This window comes from Salinibacterium sp. NG253, from assembly GCF_015864945.1.
Classification (GTDB): domain Bacteria; phylum Actinomycetota; class Actinomycetes; order Actinomycetales; family Microbacteriaceae; genus Rhodoglobus.
In genome coordinates this window covers 1,874,172-1,892,111 of record NZ_JADYWF010000001.1, presented here as the reverse complement: position 1 = coordinate 1,892,111, position 17,940 = coordinate 1,874,172, and the positions used below count along the sequence as shown (strand labels likewise).

The 17,940-nt window shown below is 60.8% G+C and carries 12 protein-coding genes; 8 read left to right on the top strand and 4 right to left on the bottom strand.

Going from position 1 to position 17,940, the window contains the following annotated elements; all coding sequences use genetic code 11:
- The first annotated feature begins 2 nt into the window (after positions 1-2).
- Genes I6E52_RS09085 through I6E52_RS09070 form a run of 4 tightly spaced genes read left to right on the top strand, consistent with a single transcriptional unit; the run spans position 3 to position 8,858 of the window.
- Positions 3-3,335 (top strand): DUF499 domain-containing protein, encoded by a 3,333-nt coding sequence (locus I6E52_RS09085; RefSeq protein WP_197156507.1) that lies wholly within the window; start codon positions 3-5, stop codon positions 3,333-3,335.
- Entirely contained in the window at positions 3,332-4,879 is a 1,548-nt protein-coding gene (locus tag I6E52_RS09080; protein ID WP_197156505.1) for an ATP-binding protein, read from the top strand. The genes I6E52_RS09085 and I6E52_RS09080 overlap by 4 nt, the downstream gene beginning before the upstream one ends.
- Complete coding sequence (locus tag I6E52_RS09075) at positions 4,876-5,862, top strand: PD-(D/E)XK motif protein (protein WP_197156503.1); 987 nt, start codon at positions 4,876-4,878, stop codon at positions 5,860-5,862. Before I6E52_RS09080 ends, I6E52_RS09075 begins: the two co-directional genes overlap by 4 nt.
- Entirely contained in the window at positions 5,859-8,858 is a 3,000-nt protein-coding gene (locus I6E52_RS09070) for a Z1 domain-containing protein (RefSeq protein ID WP_197156501.1), read from the top strand. Before I6E52_RS09075 ends, I6E52_RS09070 begins: the two co-directional genes overlap by 4 nt.
- Before the next feature lie 6 nt (positions 8,859-8,864).
- Here the strand turns inward: I6E52_RS09070 and I6E52_RS14625 are convergent, their stop codons facing one another.
- Together I6E52_RS14625 and I6E52_RS09060 are read right to left on the bottom strand one after the other, a co-directional pair.
- A complete protein-coding gene (locus I6E52_RS14625; RefSeq protein ID WP_197156499.1) occupies positions 8,865-9,356 on the bottom strand; it encodes a DUF1643 domain-containing protein in 492 nt (163 codons plus the stop codon).
- Between the two features lie 117 nt (positions 9,357-9,473).
- Positions 9,474-10,109, bottom strand: coding sequence for an NUDIX hydrolase (locus tag I6E52_RS09060; RefSeq protein WP_197156496.1), 636 nt, complete (start codon positions 10,107-10,109; stop codon positions 9,474-9,476).
- Positions 10,110-10,196: 87 nt separating this feature from the next.
- Here I6E52_RS09060 and I6E52_RS09055 point away from each other — a divergent pair, with 87 nt between their 5' ends.
- From I6E52_RS09055 to I6E52_RS09040, 4 genes are read left to right on the top strand one after another with little or no spacing between them, the layout of a single operon-like run.
- The gene (locus I6E52_RS09055; protein WP_197156494.1) at positions 10,197-11,105 is read left to right on the top strand and encodes an ARPP-1 family domain-containing protein; all 909 of its coding nucleotides are present in this window, start codon (positions 10,197-10,199) and stop codon (positions 11,103-11,105) included.
- Positions 11,102-11,935, top strand: a complete 834-nt coding sequence (locus I6E52_RS09050; protein WP_197156492.1) for a hypothetical protein — start codon at positions 11,102-11,104, stop codon at positions 11,933-11,935. The genes I6E52_RS09055 and I6E52_RS09050 overlap by 4 nt, the downstream gene beginning before the upstream one ends.
- A complete protein-coding gene (locus tag I6E52_RS09045) occupies positions 11,932-13,362 on the top strand; it encodes an ADP-ribosylglycohydrolase family protein (RefSeq protein ID WP_197156489.1) in 1,431 nt (476 codons plus the stop codon). The genes I6E52_RS09050 and I6E52_RS09045 overlap by 4 nt, the downstream gene beginning before the upstream one ends.
- Positions 13,359-14,204 (top strand): PHP domain-containing protein, encoded by an 846-nt coding sequence (locus I6E52_RS09040; protein ID WP_197156487.1) that lies wholly within the window; start codon positions 13,359-13,361, stop codon positions 14,202-14,204. The genes I6E52_RS09045 and I6E52_RS09040 overlap by 4 nt, the downstream gene beginning before the upstream one ends.
- Here the strand turns inward: I6E52_RS09040 and I6E52_RS09035 are convergent.
- Positions 14,184-16,037 carry a sialidase family protein gene (locus I6E52_RS09035; protein ID WP_197156485.1) on the bottom strand — a complete coding sequence of 618 codons (1,854 nt, stop codon included), beginning with the start codon at positions 16,035-16,037 and terminating at the stop codon, positions 14,184-14,186. The genes I6E52_RS09040 and I6E52_RS09035 overlap by 21 nt on opposite strands.
- 169 nt (positions 16,038-16,206) lie before the next feature.
- Entirely contained in the window at positions 16,207-17,934 is a 1,728-nt protein-coding gene (locus tag I6E52_RS09030) for an exo-alpha-sialidase (RefSeq protein WP_197156483.1), read from the bottom strand.
- Positions 17,935-17,940 lie beyond the last annotated feature (6 nt).

Below are 17,940 nucleotides of genomic sequence, written 5' to 3'. Positions count from 1 at the left end.
CAATGGCAGAGTTCTCAAATAAGGATCGGGTGCGCCGTGCGCTCGACGATGTCTTCGCGCCAGCATTGCGCGCGTTCATCGAGTCCGTGCTCGGCCCCGGCGACGACTGGACCCAAATAGTCGAGACCCGGTTCCCCGGCAACGTCTACGAACCCTACGATCCGCAATCCCAGCTGTACCTCATTTCGCTACCGTGGCCCGCCGGCCGCCGTAACCCTTTCTGGGACGAACTCAGCAAGACTGCGACGAAAGCTTGGTCTTCGGAACTGCTTGACGTGCGCAACAAAGCCAATCACAATCGCCCGTGGCAGCCCAAGGAAGCAGAGCGCGCGCTTGACACAATGGTGCTGCTACTCAGGGAAATCCATGATCCCCGCGCCGCAGATATTGTCGACGCTGAGCGACGTGAAATCGTCAAGTCGAGCCAAGTAGCCGAAGCAAAGAAGGACAGCAAACGCCTCGCCGCGATGCCCACGCTCGACGCCGGCGATGTTCCAGCCTGGCGGGACGTTCTCGAACCCCACCCTGACGTCGCTGCCGGCGACTTCGTAAGCGCGGAATTCGCCGCAGACCTCTACCAAGTGGCCAACGGCCACGCTGGCGCAGACTATGCCGACCCAATTGAGTTTTTCCGCCGAACATATCTGACCGAAGGCATCCAAACGCTACTCAAGCACGTCGCTCGGCGTGTCGCTGGAGATACCAACGCTGAGCCGATCATCAATCTTCAGACGACCTTTGGAGGAGGAAAAACTCACGCGATGCTCGCAGCGTGGCACCTTTTTTCCGGCCGTCCCCTCAATAATTTTCCTCAGGCTGTACAAGACCTGTTAGAAGATCTTGTTCCCGCGGAAACTTTCACCGCTCCAGTTCGTCGCGTTGCGATCGTCGGCAATGAACTCTCGCCAGGACAGTCCTGGATGCGCGACGGAACCGAAATTCACACCATTTGGGGCGAACTCGCGTGGCAGTTGGGTGGGGCAGCAGGCTACGCGCTCGTCGCGGACTCCGATCGCAATGGAACCAACCCAGGCCATGCCCTGCGCACGCTGCTTCAAACATACGGCCCGGCGGTGATCCTTATCGATGAATGGGTCGCGTACGCTCGGGGGCTTGTTAGTAAAGACGGTCTTCCCGGCGGGGACTTTGGGGAGCAACGAAGTTTTGCTCAAGCCCTCAACGCGGCAGTAAAAGGCACCCCCGGCACTGTACTTCTTGTCTCACTGCCGGCCTCCGAAGCTAGAACAGATGACGACACAGTCTCCGCCCATGACATCGAAATCGGAGGGCCGCGCGGGCGAGATGCGCTCGACATGCTCGACCACACGATGACTCGAGATGCATACCGCTGGGCACCTGCCAAGCCGATAGAATCCTTCGAGATCGTCAAACGTCGGTTGTTCCGCGAACCCGACGCTGCTGCCCTCACAACAATCGAGCAGGTCGCGCGTCGATTTACTAAGTTCTACACCGACCACAAGGGTGAATTGCCGGGAGAGTCCCTCGACTACGGCTATGAGGACCGCATTCGCGCGGCTTACCCCATTCATCCGGCTCTCTTCGATCGGCTCTACGGTGACTGGTCGATGCTCGAACGTTTTCAGCGCACCCGCGGCGTCTTGCGCCTGATGAGCCAAGTCGTTCACTCCTTGTGGGTAGCCGGCGATCGAGCCCCTTTAATCATGCCCGGTTCCATCCCACTCGACAGCGACGCAGTACGCGACGAAATCGCAGGTTACCTTCCTGACGAGTGGCAGCCCATCATCGCCAAGGACATTGACGGTGAATTGTCGAACGCTGTCTACATCGACAATGAGAAACCATTATTCGGAGCGCGCGCCCTCACGCGGAGGATCGCGCGCTCGATCTTCATGGGATCTGCTGCCACCCTGACGACGGAACACAAGGGTATAGCTCGCAAGCAGGTCTTCCTCAGCGTTGCACTCCCCGGCGACACCATCGGCAACTTCGGTTCCGCTTTGAGCCAGCTCACGGAACGTGCGACTCACCTATACGTTGACTCGGACCGGTTCTGGTTTGACCGCACGCCGTCGCTGAACCGCACCGTAGCCGAACGTGCCGATTCCTATCAGCCGGCTGATGTCTGGGCAGAGATCACCTCACGGCTCCGTCAAGAACCGAAATCGACGACTGAGATCTCCGAAGTAATTATCGCTCCGGAGGACACCAGCGATGTTGATGAGAAAGATCGCGTGCGCCTCGTCATCGCCCACCCCCGCTACACGCATGAACAAAAGGGCAAAGACACGACCGGTCGGCTGTGGGCGCGCGAGGTAACGTCAAAGCGAGGCGCGGGAGGGCGCATTAACGCTAACTCGGTCGTGGTGCTGACTGCTGACAGTGCTCGGCTCAAAGAGCTAGAGCAATCTGTGCGGCACTACCTTGCCTGGCGCTCAATCTACGATTCTCGCTCGGCGCTGAACCTCACGGAAAGTCAAACCAACGAGGCAAAGTCGAAAATCGACCAGTTCAACGGAATCGTTAAGCAACGCATCCGTGAGACGTGGATTTGGGCCTTGCACGCCCAGCAGGACGCTGGGGATCAACAATGGGCAATTAGCCAGCTTAAGGTTGACGGCGCAACAGACTCCATCGCTCGTCATGTCGCCGAACGACTGCGACGGAACGACATCGTGCAAGTGCAACACTCTCCGACTTCGATTGGCATAGCGCTCACTAATCATCTCCGTGCGAAGTGGAATAGCGGGCGAGTGACCGTCGGCGAGCTGTGGGAGTACCACTCTCGCTACCCCTATCTCCCCCGGCTTCGTGACAAGTCCGTGCTGACCGACGCCGTTGGGGCTGTCATGGATGACATGGCGTGGGATGCGCATGGTTTCGCGTTGGCCACACGGTACGACGAGTCAACGGGCGACTTTGATGGCCTTCGACTCCCGATCGAGGACCACGCTCCCGCGATTACTGACCAGACCCTACTCGTCTCCCCGACACTAGCCCGCGCACAGCGGGAGAGGGAGCGCGCTCAGCAGCAGCCCGAGTCCATCGACGATTCTACGAGCGCACCTGAAACCACGACTGCTGCTTCGCTTGTGTCGCCAAGTCTCCCAGCAATCCAGAACGTGAACTATGCAGCGCGCGTTGATTTAAGACCAGCGGGCGACTTAGCCGCCCAAGTTAAGGCCATCGCGGAAGAAGTGCTCGTTCACTTACAGCAAGCAGCCCCAGACAGCTTAGAGATTCGCATCGAGATCGACGCATCCAAACTCGGCGGGTTTGAGACTAATCTAGCGCGCACGGTGAAAGAAAATGGGGCGACGCTCGGCTTCAAAGGGCAGGGGTTCACCAGCGAATGAGCGGCATCGTTGCACCCAAACTTGGCGGTTCCATCACCGTCGCGCCAGACAAATCGATCGTGCACGCCGTTGGACGCAGCCACTCATTTGAGAGCGCTGTAGCTGACCTCGTAGACAACAGCATCGACGCCGGAGCGGCGAACGTGCTCATCCGGTTCTTGCGCTCAAATGGCGTCGTCATTGGCCTCCGCGTGATCGATGATGGCGGCGGCATGGACGCCACTGCCATTGACTCCGCGATGCAGTACGCAAAAACGCGTGACTACGGCACGGGAGACCTCGGGCACTTCGGTATTGGCATGAAAGCATCGTCGATGAGCCAAGCGGACACGTTGCGGGTGTACTCCAGAGAAGCGGGGGCTGTCCCGGCAGGCCGTCAAATCAACAGATCCAGCCCGACGACCGTCTACACAATCGATACCGAAGACGTAGTTGCTGCCCTCGCGGGCGCGCAAGCAGGGTTCCCTCTCGATTCAGGCACGATAGTCGAGTGGGCGGATCCCCGCACTTTCCTCCTAGATGCGGCGCCCAGCGAGAGGGAGGTTTGGTTCAGCACGGCTAGTCGCCTGCTTATCTCTCATCTCGGCATCACATTCCACCGCCTAATCTCGGCGCGCCGGACAAAGATCACGGTGGACGAGTGGGATCTCGACCTGAACGACGGCGGGTTCCCTATCGAAGTCGTCGCCGTTGATCCATTCGGCTATGAAGTCACCGGCAACTTTAGCTTCCCTCAGCAATACGTTTACAAGGTCGATGGCAAGTCGCGGTTCGCTAGCTTCCATGTTTGGCCAGCGGGCCAAGCGACTCTGCCGGGGTACGTTCTCGGAGGAAAAGGCGCCGAGCATCAAGGAGTGTTCGTATACCGCCACAACCGCCTACTTTCAGACGGCTCTTGGCAAGGACTCGTGCACCCAGATCTCAAATACCGATTTGCCCGCATCAGCCTGGACCTCGATGAGGCGCTCGAGTCGCACGTCACCATGAACCCGGAAAAACGCGGTGTCGAGCTCGACTCAACCCTCAACCAAGCGCTGTTGGCCGCGACTGGCAACAATGGGCTAACCTTCTCCGACTTCTTGAGCGTTGCATCCAACGAATACAAGGAATCCAAGACCCACGCTCTCGTTCCCACGCGCCTCGCGAAACCAGATCGGGGTTTTGCCGCCGGGCTTCAAGCCGCCATCGCGGGAATCGTCGAATCCTCCGGCGATGCCGCCCAGTTCATTGATGGTGATGAAGTCGACGTGCGCTGGCGCGCGATGACAAGTGACGATCTGCTTCACTTCGATTTCAGCTCGCGAACGATCTGGCTTAACACGCGCTACCGGGACGTACTTAATAACGGCTCAGGCCCGAATGATAATGACGACGCACCCCTACTCAAAACAATGCTGCTCCTCATCTATGGCGCCCATTTCACTGGGGCCCGACCGGGCCCCAAGGAGCAGGCCGACCAACGAGTCTGGCTGCAACTTCTGACAGCTGCCGCGCACTCCGAGGAGCGCCGGTACCGTCAGCAGACGAAAGGACAGTTCGAATGACCGTCAATGAACCAAGTGCACGGCTCAGCCCAGCCGACATCGATGCACTTTTCAACGCCCCGTTGGCGCGAGCGCGGCGGAGGATTGCAGCGGAACCTGAGACCTATCTAATTGTTACGCCCGGCACCGACCAGCTCACTTTGCAGACAACAGCTGTCACGACGGCCGCGCCCGACGTCACCTCACTGCGCCATATCGGTTATGAGCTCGTGAAGAATCCCGCCGGCGGGAACTGGCATGAACTGACTGTCCACGCTCTTGAAGATCGTTTCGCCTCCTACCAGGTGCTCGCCGTGATCGCTGAGCTGCTTCGGAGTGGAGTGAAATTCCATGATGCAGTTCCGGTCGCCGTTGGGGCTCTCAGAGAAATTCTTGCGCGGCGCACGAAACTATCGGAAGAACAGCAAATTGGCCTCTTCGGAGAACTGCTGGTTCTCGAGCACGGCCTCGCAACGGCATCGGAGGAGACGCTTGAAGCTTGGTTGGGAATCGAGAACGAAGAACACGACTTCGTCTTTCGAGACTTCGACCTCGAAGTGAAAACGACTCGAAGCGAGGGTCGAGTACACACGATCAATTCGCTGACGCAATTAGAGGCAGCGCCGAGCCGACCACTCAGCCTTGTGTCAATTCAATTGACTGGTGGTGGCTCAGCTGCCGAGGGAAGATCGTTGACAGATATCGTCGCCGATATCCGTCGTGCCACCGACGAGCGTTGGCATCGGGGAATCGACGAGAAACTTGCAAAAGCCGGGTGGCACGATGAAGACGCGGATCTTTATCCCACGCGATGGCTGTATAGAAGTCGCCCACGCGCTTACCAAGTTGACGATTTATTTCCTGCTCTCACCCCATCCACGGTGGTTGAAAACGTTCCTAGCCCACAACTAATAGTTAGCGTGCGCTATCAAGTGGACGTTACACAGCTTCCCTTTTTCTCACTGTCTCATCCAGTCCAAGAATTTGCGGAGGAAGTCCAATGACCGCCGACAGAATCGCCGCGGCAGTCAAAGCTGCCGTTGAAGGTGTTGCCCCGATGGGGCCACGCGCTCTCTTAGACGAGGTCAACCGCAATCTTGAGTACGAAGAGATCACAGTGGGCGAGAATGTCGTCATCGCGGGAATCACGGATGTCGGCCAGCCCGCGCAAACACCATTCTGGATTGCAATAAACACCTGGGATCAAGATCAAGACCCAAAGTGGGCTGCGGGAACAGTCGCCGGATCAGCAGAGCGTAGAGCGCGCATCCACGAGCGCCTCGGCCTGAGCGAGTCCGCCAGGCTCAAAATTGACGCGGAGTTTCCCATTGAGACTTTCGGTGCCGGGATCGTCGACGCAAATTGGGAGCCTTGGTACAACACCGCGCGGCAAGGGTCGCACGACTTTTACTGGAAGCATTACAAGAAGGTGCTGGAAGAGAACAACTTTGACGGCCACGCTATCGCCAGCATTGATGAAATGACGAACCGGATCGTGGGTCGACTAGCTGATCCGACTTCTGCGGCCCCGTATCAAAGCAAGGGGCTAGTCGTCGGATACGTTCAGAGTGGTAAGACTGCAAACTTCACTGGAGTGATGGCGAAAGCTATCGATTCAGGCTACAGACTCATAATTGTCCTGACCGGAACCTACGACAACCTCCGCACGCAGACGCAGCGAAGGCTCGACAAGGAGCTAGTAGGTTGGGAAAACATTGTCGGCGGAATTCCCCTAGAAGATGACGTTCTCGCTCAGCAAATTGACTATGTGAAATCCGGCGACAAGGAGTGGACCGCTGGTAAGTTCTCCAAGCTCGGGGTCAACCCGGTTAACGCCCCCGGCGTGCCCGCGATTCGGCGGCTCACCACATCGCTCACCGACTATAAACTTCTCGGCGTTATCAACAGCACGGTTCTTGATTTTCAGATCGAAAAGGCCGCAAAACAAAAACCGTTATGGGATTCGCAGAACCTCCACGACACCGCGGTGCGTCTAGCTGTCGTAAAAAAGAATTCCACAGTGCTCAGGAAACTCAATGCTGATTTGGCAGCACTGCATATCGACCTCAACGAAATCCCCGCGCTGATTCTGGATGACGAGTCCGACCTTGCATCAATCAACACAATTCGTCCGGGTAAAGGAAGCGCCGAGGAAGTCGAGCGCACGGCGGTCAACAAGGAGATCGTCAAGCTTCTAAAGGTGATGCCTCGCGCTCAGTACCTTGGCTACACCGCGACTCCCGCCGCTAACGTATTCGTGAATCCGGACGTGGAGGAGGACATTTTCCCGAAAGACTTCATGTTCTCGCTGGAGCCGTCAAGAGAATATATGGGCGGCGCAGCAATGCACGATCTAGACGCTGAACCCACGCTCGACAAGGCCGACCCGGCAGTTTCGAACGAAGCTGCGTTTGTGCGCGACTTGGGGCTGAACGCTCAGCTGGACGAAGATGATGAACTCGCCGATGCGATTGACGCTTGGGTTCTGACCGGCGGAATAAAGCTGTGGCGACAAGCAAACTCAACTTTCAAGTTTCGCCACCACACAATGCTGGTCCATGAGTCGGTTAGCCAAAAAGATCATGCGCTTCTTGCAGCCCGCATCGACGCAATTTGGGGGAGGTCCGGGTTCAAAACGGCCCTAGGAAAACAGCGCCTAAAGAGGAAGTGGGAAACCGACATACTCCCTGTTTGGCGAAGTCGCAATACTCGTGATTTCGAAGACCTTCCGATGCCTGATCATTTTGCCGCCCTCGTTCCCTTTATTGGCGAAGCGATCGGCCGAATGGAAGATACGGGCTCGCCGGTAGTGGTTGTCAACGGAGACAAGGACTCAGACTACGAAAAGCTTGATTTTCAGGCTAAAGACACTTGGCGCATTCTTGTCGGTGGCGCAAAACTCAGTCGAGGCTTCACCGTTGAAGACCTCACCATTTCTTATTTCCGCCGAAAGTCAGAAGCCGCTGACACGCTCATGCAGATGGGGCGATGGTTCGGCTATCGGCGGGGATATCGCGACCTAGTGAGGCTATACATCGATCGCTACGTTGTGGATGCGAAGGGCAAGACTTTCGACCTGTACCGAGCGTTCGAGGGAAGCATGGAAGACGAGCTCCTTCTTCGCCGTCAACTCCGGAGATTCGAAGGCGTCAATGCCGATGGTAAGCCGAAGATAACTCCTCGACAGATACCTGCGTTGATTTTTCAGGCGCTTCCTTGGCTTCGCCCGGTTGCGCCTAACAAACGCCACAACGCAGTCCTCAAGCACATCGGTGAAGGGGGGATACCCATTGAGCGGACGTGGTATCCGAGACGAGACACTGACCCGAATCCTGCTCGAATCGCTGCCGTCACGCATTTGCTCTCTGGCGCAGGCCAGCAGATTCCTTTCCACGACGCGGATGGAAAGCTGATCTGGCCGGCTACCTGTTGGCTTGTTGATGCGCAACTTGTTGTTGACGCACTCGTGGATTTCGTTATGCCTATCGGACACGGCATCGAAGAGCACCTGGCGTTCATGAGTTTGCTCATCGCTGAAAAGAAACTGACAGAGTTCGTCGTGATGATCCCAGAAACCGGAGGCGCGTCTTTCCGAAAAGTGGCGGAACTCGAACTGCCAGTGCGTGCGATCACCCGCCGCACCGACCGGCCTGCATTCTCAGGAAAACTGACGCGAAGAGAAGAGCCATTCAAAGCTATCGCAGGGCACCCAGAGGCGGAAGGCACCGTAGAAGCGCAGGCTCTAGCAGGGGACGGAACTCGTGGCGTGCTCGCTCTCTTCTTCACTTACGATCCGGTTGACAGTAACGCGGTGCCGTCAGGGCGAAATAAGGGCAAGGAGCCGCTGGCTGCTCTACCGCCCGAACTTCCTGCGGAAGATGTTGCTACGGTATTCAGCTTCACCGTGCCGTATGCGGCAGCACCAGAAGCCCGCTCTGCCTGGATTTGGCGGGACGTTGGAGGCCTCGCGACGGTTCAGCCCGCCGCCAAGACAGATTGAGCGACGCTAGTCCACCGCACGGTCGACCGGGCGAAGGACGAGGCTGAGTGCTTCCGCGAATGGCAGCTCAGGGTGAGCAGCATGCGTGTGGCGATGCCACCGTGAGGGGTGACGTGGCCGGTCGGCGAGCATCCAAGTGGGAATGCTGTGTCGCCGCATTTCTCCTTGAAGCCAAGAAAGTTGATCGCGGAAGTGATGCCGCGCCGCGCCTGCGGGTTCTCGACAGCCGTACGCGAGGACGACAGCATCCGCTGAAGCGAGCAGCGTGGCGAGTTCAGGCCGCGCGCCTAACCATCCCGCAGCGTCAGCCCCCGCCTCCGAGATACCCGTCGTACGGTAAGTAGCGATCGAGAAAAGATTAGCCGTGACCACAGATTCGTACCCCAAAACTTGTCTGGCGAGCTCAACGCGTTGAAGCGTTCGCGACCCGCTTGTAGTCGGCGGGTTCGATAAAACTACCGCGAGGCGGCCGGCTGGATTCTGAGAGAGGGAACTCATCTTCAAACCAAATTAGCCGATGCGGCCGAGCTCAGCGTTCCATCCGGGGCTATGCGACCGGTGAGTTGCGAGCAATGATTCAGCACAGAGCAGCCACGCTTCCAGCCAGCGAACGGCCTAAGCACGAGCGAATAGCCGCGCCGGCTTCCCCACGGTGCCGGCGGCGAGCTCGCCCGTCGCCGCGAGCTGCGGCTCCATCGCGCGACGGAAGCTATCGCGCATCAGCGGCTCGCCCGCGATGGTCTCGTGCAGCTGCTGCAGTTGGCGCAGGGTGAACGGGTGCTCCAGCAGGCCGGCCGGATCGGGTGTCGTCGCGTAGCTTGAGCGGATGCTTGCCACCGCCTGGTCGAGGATCTCGTTGTGCCCATAAGGGAGCGCGCCAGCATCCGTCACGGGCACGATCTTGGCGAGAGACTCGTCGATCGTGAGTCGAGACCACGGCACCACATCGAGGTGCGCGACCGAGAGCACCCAGCCACGGTTGTCGCGGGCGGGGTCGTCGAAGACGTGAAGTTGGCGGGGCGACAAACCCGATACCCCGGCCTTGGTCTGCAGCGACCGGAGCACGGCATCCGCGAGCCTCTCTCGCTCGTGCAGGAAGGTTCCGGGGAGGCGCCATTCGTCGCCGGTGCGCACGAGCAGCACGCTGAGGGCAGCACCCGGCGGGACGGTCAGCACGGCGGTGTCGACGGCGACGGAGGGCCGCGGGTAGTCGGTGAGTGCTCGGTCGTGCGAGTCGCGGTAGGTCTCCATCATGCAATTATCGCAGATCCGCGCTAAATGTCGGTGGGGTGTCATACTCTGAATTTGCGCAACAATGCGCTAACTATCGGAGGCACCATGAACGGACACACGAACAGACACCCCAACAGACAAATCCCCCAACTCCACGTGGGGCACGGCAGCCACCACGGCAGCCTCAGCATCTTCCCCGTCTGGGTCGACTCGCCCAGAGTCACCGGCCTTGACTGGAAGGCCACGAGCATCCGCACCGCCGAACGCGAAGGCTCCCCCGTCGTGGGCGAACTCGTGTTGCACAACAGCACCACCCGCCCGGTCGTCGCCCTCGAAGGCGACCTGCTGAAAGGCGGTTGGCAAGATCGGATGCTCGCCGCTAGCCTTCTGCTCGAACCCTTCGAGGCACGAGTCGTCGCCGCGCTCTGCGTCGAGCACGGGCGGTGGGGCGGACGAACCCCAGAGACCCAGAGCACCCACGAAACCAGCGGTCGTCGCAGCGCACTCAGCGTGCGCCACGGAAACGTGCGCGGCGTCGACCAGCAGGGCGAGGTGTGGCGACGCATCGGCCGTTACGAAAACACCCTCGGCACTACCGCCAGTTCGTCGATGCTCGATCACCTCGACCGCTCTGGCTCGATCGATGCCCACCTGCTCGAAGGGCAGCGCGGCGTGATCATCGGCATCGGTGGTCGCGTGGTTGGCGCAGAAATCTTCGGCAGCAGCACCGGCCTGAAAACCCGGTGGCAGGGCATCCTCGAGGCAGCCGGCCTCGACGCCAGGCTCGCACCACACCGTCGCACCAGCGCCCACGATGCCCGAGTCTTCGCCCGCCACCTGCAAGCCGTGACCCTCGAAGACGGAGGCGACGCCGGGATGGCCCGAGCGGTACGTTCACAACAGGGCCGACTGCGGACATCCGGAATCGTGCACACAAACGCACGCACAGCACCACCGAGCATCATCCACCTGACTGCGTTTGACGACGCGCACCCGCTATTGGAGAACGCATGAACGAGCTGAACACCACCCCAGAACGCCCCACCATCGAGCCGCAACGTTTCTACACCCGGTTCACCGACACCGGCTTTCTGCACGTCGGCACCTTCACCGGCATCACCCTCAACGGCGAGCGCCGCTACTTCATGTGGCAGACGGATGCGTGGGGTGAGATCGACCTCGACCTTTTTGAGCACTATCGGGATGACGACGATACCCACTTCGCCGAAAGCACCCGCAGCGACATCGAGCAGCTTCATCCCGGCGCCGTCGACAGCATCCCGCGACACCTCCACGTCGCGAAAGACGCACAAGACGGAGAGACTGACGAAGGCGAAGAAGAGGACGACGGCGAAGACGACGACATGCTCATGACCGAGGTCGACGCGATGGTGCAGCACGGCATCGCAGTCGGCATTGCGACGATCGCCCACCGCGGGCAGCTCGACAAGCTCGGCTACGACTACATCGATCACCCGGCGCGGGTTGCCGAGAGCTTCGATTGGCTGAACGAGCCGGTCGAGCACTGCACCGCGTGGCTGCACGATGTGCTCGAAGACACCGACGTGAGCGCCGCCGACCTTCTGAAGGCGGGGATGCTGCCTGAGATCGTGACAGCAGTCGAGCTGATGACCCGACGGGCGGATGTCGCTGACGCTGACTACTACGACCGCATCCGCCAGAACCCTGCTGCTCTCGCGGTGAAGCTCGCGGACATCAATGACAACCTCGCCGATTGGCGCTTTCGCAAACTCGACTACGACACCCAGGTGCGGTTGTCGAACAAGTACTTTCACGCGCGGCAGCTTCTGCGGCCCGCGACGGACGAAACGGAGAACTCATGAAACTCACCTCTGCACAGAACGACCGCGCCAGTGGCGTCATGCTCGCGATGGCCTGCGGCGACGCGCTCGGCGCCGGCTACGAATTCGGCCCACCCTTCGAGGGCGAGGTGCTCATGAAGGGCGGCAACGGCTTCAACTGGGCTCCCGGCGAATGGACGGATGACACCTCCATGGCCATCCCGATCCTGCGAGCCGCCGCATCCGGCCGTGACCTGCGCGACGAAACAGTTCTCAACGAAATCGTCGCCGCGTGGATCGACTGGGCGAAAACCGCGCCGGATGTCGGCGTGCAGACCAGCGGGGTGCTCCGCGGCATCGAGCCCACGGCATCCGCAGCTCGCGCATCAGCCAAACGTATCCACGAAGCGCGCGGCCGCAGCGGCGGCAACGGCTCGCTCATGCGCACTGCGCCGGTCGCGCTCGCCTACCTCAACGACCCGACCGGGCTCGCAGAAGCCGCTCGTGCGATCAGCGATCTCACCCACTTCGACGAGGATGCCGGCGACGCCTGCGTGCTCTGGTGCCTCGCCATCCGTCACACTATTCTCACCGGCGAAGCGGATGTTCGGGTCGGCCTCTCGGCCCTCTCCCCCGACCGCGCTGCGCTCTGGTCCGCCCGCATCGATGACGCCGAAACGAAGCAGCCGCGTGACTTCACCAAGAACGGCTGGGTCGTCGAAGCGTTGCAGGCAGCCTGGTCGGCGATCGTGAACGGCGAGGGTCTCGTCGATACGCTCGAGCGCGCGGTGCGCGGCGGTCGTGACGCTGACACTGTCGCCGCAATTGCGGGTGGCCTCACCGGCGCGCGGTGCGGACTCTCTGCGATCCCCGCCGCGTGGCAACGCATCGTGCACGGCTGGCCCGGGTTGCGCCGCCTCGACCTCGTGCGCCTCTCCACCGAAGTGCTGCGGGGCAAGCCGGCAGACGAACGCGTTGATTACGCCGGGTATGGCGACATCTCGACGCTCGTGCAACATCCGCACGATCCCGGCGTGTGGCTTGGCGCTGTCGGCGCACTCGACAACCTTCCCCCCGAGGTGGATGCCGTGGTGTCGCTGTGCCGCATCGGCTCGAAGCAGGTGCCGGCGCGCATCCGCGAGCGCCTCGAGATCCGGCTGATCGACCGAGTCGAGCCCGACGAGAACCCCAACCTCAGCTTCGTACTGGCGGATGCTGCGGATGCCGTCGCCACTCTCCGCGCCGAAGGCCACACCGTGCTGCTCCACTGCGTGCAGGCGCAGAGCCGCACGCCTACCGTCGCTGCGCTCTATGCGGCCCGGCACCTCAACATCCCGATCGAACGGGCCCTGGCAGAAGTCTCGGCAGCACTGCCGCACGCGCGTCCCAATCGCGCCTTTCGTAACGCGCTGTCGGATCCCCAGCTCACGCATCGAACAGCTCTCACAACAGACGGGCTCACCCCATGACGATTGACCTCCATACTCACTCCGCAGTCTCCGATGGGCGCGATACGCCCGCGGAGCTCATGCGACTCGGAGCCGCGGCAGGTCTCTCGGTGATCGGCCTCACCGACCACGACACCACGGCGGGTTGGGCAGAAGCGACCGTTGCCGCCCAGCAGCACGGCATCCAGTTGCTTCGCGGCGCAGAGCTTTCCACGACGGATGCTCGCGGCGGCACCGTGCACATGCTCGCCTACCTGTTCGACCCGGCCGCACCCGAGCTGCACGCTGAACTCGCGAAGGCTCCGCAGCAGCGAGAGGATCGCGTGCGCGCGACTATCGAGCTGCTGAAACCGGCTTTCCCGGTGTCATTCGAATCGATCACAGAACGAGCCGGCGAGGGCGCAATGCTCGGCAAACCGCACATTGCGGCGGAGCTCGTATCAATCGGCGCGGTCACAACACCGCGCGATGCTTTCACCGAAATCCTCGCCGACGGCAGCAAGTACCTTGTTCCGCTCGAACGGATGAGCCCCCTCACCGCTGTAGACCTCGTGCGCAAGGCCGGCGGCGTCACGGTGATCGCGCATCCGCGTGACGGCGGCCGAGGCACCGGGTTGAGCCACGATGAGATCGCCGAGCTGCGGGATGCCGGTCTCTTCGGCCTCGAAGTAAACCACCGCGAGCACAGCGATCAAGCGCGCGCCGAGCTCACCGCGATCGCAGCCGATCTAGGACTGCGGATGACCGGCTCCAGCGACTACCACTCCACGGTCAAACCAAACCAGCTCGGCGAAAACACGACAACGACCGAGGTGCTCGACGAGTTACTCGTGAGCGCAATCTCAGGAATGGGGATCGTCTAGTTCCTCCGGCTCGGCTTCGGTTTCGGTTTCAGAGCCCGAACCAGACTCAGCCTCGGCTACACCCTCGTGTTTATCTTCTGCCGCTCCTGCAGCGCGCTTGCGGGCTCGCAGCCAGAAGATGACACCCACGAGTGCCGCCATTACGGCCGCCCCTGCCCCGAGTATCCAGGGAAGGATGCCGAGTCCCGCATCGTCTGGCGCCGGCGCCGGTTCGCTGGCGGCGGGCTCCGTCACGAAGTCGTAGCGAATTGCGTCGTTCGGTCCGCCCTCGCTGATGGCAGAAATCGTGAAGGATGTCTTTCCTTCTAGCGCGGGAGTGCCAGCCAGCACTCCATCCGTCGAGAGTTCTAAGCCTTCGGGAAGCTCTCCGTCGGTGACCTCGAATGTTGCGGTCGGCGCCGCAACGGCGGTGAACGTGAACGAGTACGGCACGCCCACCTGCGCTGCGGGGGGTTCGTCCGAAGAGATTCGTGGGGCCGCAAAACCGAAGGAAGCCTGAATGTTGGAGGTCTCCCCGTCTTGTACAAACCAGAGGCTGGTGAGCGCCCCGTCTGCTGAAACTGCGATCTGGGCGTCTTCGGCGCCGCTACCCGACGCGACAACGCTCACAACATCCGACCACGATTCGCCGCGGTCGAGAGTAGTGCTCGAAAGCACTCCGCTCTTCAATTGTTCTTCACTTTGTGTGCCGGTAAAAGCCTCCGACGACCCCCACAGCGCGCTAAAAGAATCATCGGGCGTAACGACAACTCGCGGCCAGTCTGCCAACTCCGACTCCCAAGAAATCGCTTGGGGTGTCGCCCACGATGCTCCAGCATCGACTGAGGTGGTCGCCTGAATGACAAATCGGTTCGAATCGAATTGGAAGGTCCACACCACAGCGAGGGATCCATCGGATGCCGCAACAACGTCGTGCTTCAGTGCCCCTGCCGTTGACAAGTTGATTGGCGCAGACCACGTCGCCCCACCGTCGTGCGAACGACTCGCCTGAATGAGCTCCGCCCCGAGTAGAGCCGCCTGGCTCCACGTCACTACCTGCGAGCCGTCGGAGGCCATCGTCACTCTCGCGTCAGCCGCGGATCCCGCTGCCGCCGAAAGATTCACCGGCTCGCTCCACGTTAATCCGTGATCACTCGACGTGCTCGCTTGCACCACGCTGGGATCAAACCCTTGAGCCCATACGGCTGTGAGGGAGCCATCAGGGGCCTCGCCCACTGCTGGCGCTCCGCTGCGAGCACCAGCACCAGCACCAGAGAGAGCTACTGGCTCTGTCCACGATTCCCCCTGGTCGTTGGATGTGCTCACGTAAGCGCGATTTTCGCTGCCACTCTCCATGCTCCACACGGCAACGAAGGAACTATCCGCCCCGGCAATGATGTCCCAGTCATAAACGTTGTCCGCAGGAGAGGAAAGCGAGGTGGGTTCCGACCACGAGACTCCGCCGTCGGTTGAACGACGCGACTGCACCATCCTGTCGCCCGTGGCGCCGATACTCCACACACTAACCACAGTGCCATCGGGGGCGACTGCGAGTTCTGGGGTGGACACTTCGGCTCCCGCAGCAGACAGCGCTTGAGGACGCGACCACGTGACCCCGCGATCGTTGGACACACTGGACTCCACCACGGAGGGGCCGAAGCCTCTCACCCACATGGCAACGACGTTGTTCTCGGGAGTTACAGCGAGCCGAGGCCCCGACAGAAAGTCATTGTTTCCCGTTGCGACCGTTGACGCGGGGGACCACCCATCCGGCACCACAGCGGTGGCCGCTGACGCCCCTGCAAGGAGCAATACGCCCAGCGTTGCCGCCAGCCCAAGAATCCGTGACTTCATCGCTTGACCCCGTATTCGTTCGCCCTAGTCGCAATTATCACCGAAACTCTGAATTTGAGCAAAAGTTAAAAGTAGGTTGTTCTGAGCGAATCAGTGCGCCTGCAGCTGTGCCCACTCCATCGCGCTCCAGCGCGGTGCCACTCCCCTGAGGGGACCCAAGCCCGCACACCTATTTCTTGGCGTTGCGCATCCGAGACACGACGAGGAGCCCCGCACCGATCAGCAGCACTACTCCCCCAACAATCATGAGCGGAACCGGGAGCGACTGCCCTGTCGGGGGCAAGAGTTCTAGCGGCTCTTCTCCGGCGGGATCGAGGGCGGGAGTTGTGAGCGTGTAGGTGGCGGTGGCATCCGGTAGCGTGCCGTTGCTGGCCGTGACGGTGAAGGTGAATTCTCCGGCTGCGGTGGGTGTGCCGGAGAGCAATCCGTCAGCAGACAACGTCAGCCCGGTGGGGAGTGTGCCGCTACTGACGGCGAACGTCGGAGTGGCGATACCGGTTGCCGTCAGCTGGAACGAGTACGCCGTCTCAAGCGCTGGGGCCGGCGGGGCAGCCGACGTAATTTCTGGCGCGACGAGACCGAATGCCGACTGAATGACTTGAGTGCCACCAGTAGTGAGAGCCCACACGATCGTGAAAGCGCCATCGGCCGCAGCAACGATCTCTGGTCCAGCGGTGTCGCTTCCCACGGCAGAAATATCCGCAGCCGGTGACCACGTCACGCCCTGGTCGGTCGAGAAACTTGCCTGAAGAATCCGGTCGCCGCTGTCTTGGCGGTGCCACACCGCAACCAGTGTGTTGTCAGGTGTAGCGGCAAGCTGCGGTTCACGCGCATTTTCGCCGATCGCTGAAATGTCGATCGCTGCAGACCACGTAGCGCCTCCATCAGTGGAAGTACTCACTTGAGCAATTCGCTCGCTGCCGTTGCCACGCAGCCACACGGCTGTTCGTGAGCCATCCGCTGCGACAGTGATTTGCCCTTGGACTGCAGTGCCGCCAGCCGCGGACAGATCCACCGGCACCGACCAGGATGCGCCACTATCGTTTGAGGTGCTCACTTGAACGATCCCGTCGCTGCCATCACTGCGCTCCCACAGCGCGGTCAGCGAATTATCCGGCGCAGCAGAGATCTGCGGAGTGTCGGAGTCTTGGCCTGCAGCAGAGAGATCTGCGGGAACCGACCACGTAATCCCGTTGTCAGTCGACGTGCTCGCCTGAATGATCTGATTGCTGCCACTATTACGGCGCCAGACCGCGGTGCGCGTGTTGTCAGCAGCAATTGTCACCTGTGGGGTCGTCGAGTTGCGCGCGTCATCCGACACATCCACCGGAGTCGACCACGTCGCACCGCCATCGGCAGAAGAACTCGCCTGAATCACGTTGCGGCTGCCATTGTTACGGCGCCAGACCGCGGTCAGAGAATTGTCTGTCGCCGCGCTAACCTGCGCCGTCTGGGCAGGCTGGCCCGCGACAGAAACATCGATCGGAGCAGACCACGTAACACCGCCGTCAGTAGAGCTGCTGGATTGCACAATGCTGTTGCTGCCATCGAAGCGATCCCAGACCGCGGTAAAAGTGTCGTTCGGAGCAACAGCGATCTGCGGATCTTCCGCATCCTGACCAGCTGCCGAGAGATCGAGGGGAACCGACCAAGTGACACCGCGGTCGGTCGAGGAGCTCGATTGAACGATGACATTGCTGCCATCGGAACGCGTCCACACAGCAACAAGCGTGTTGTCTGAGGCAACGGCAACCTGAGGGTGAGACGCATCCGAAGCTGTGGTTGAAATATCGGTCGGAGTCGACCAGCCATCCGGAGCAACCGCTGCAGCCGGTGTGATGCTCGTGAAAATCAAGGCGCCGCTCAGAGCGAGCGCGCTAAGAATTCTCAGCTTCATCAGTCG